At 54.1% G+C, this 279-nt stretch carries 1 protein-coding gene; it reads left to right on the forward strand.

Features of this window, described 5'->3' with window-relative positions; translation table 11 throughout:
- Window positions 1-279: DEAD/DEAH box helicase (locus J0A66_RS23235; RefSeq protein WP_206576120.1), on the forward strand; the 279-nt coding region annotated here is incomplete at both ends.

Consider the following 279-nt stretch of genomic DNA (forward strand, 5'->3'; position numbering starts at 1 on the left):
GGTCAGGCCCAAACAGGAACAGGTAAAACTGCGGCTTTTGCCTTGCCTATGCTGGCCCGACTGGATCCTGAAGACACCACTACCCAATTACTGGTTTTGGCGCCGACCCGCGAACTGGCCATTCAGGTAGCTGAGGCTTTCCATACCTATGCCAGCTTCAATCGTCAGATCAAAGTACTGCCCATTTACGGTGGCCAGTCATACGATAATCAGATCCGCCCACTTAAGCGTGGTGTGCAAGTGGTGGTGGGTACCCCTGGCCGCGTGATTGACCATATC

Origin of the sequence: Bowmanella dokdonensis (genome assembly GCF_017254865.1) — a bacterium.
GTDB classification, from domain to species: Bacteria; Pseudomonadota; Gammaproteobacteria; order Enterobacterales; family Alteromonadaceae; genus Bowmanella; species Bowmanella dokdonensis.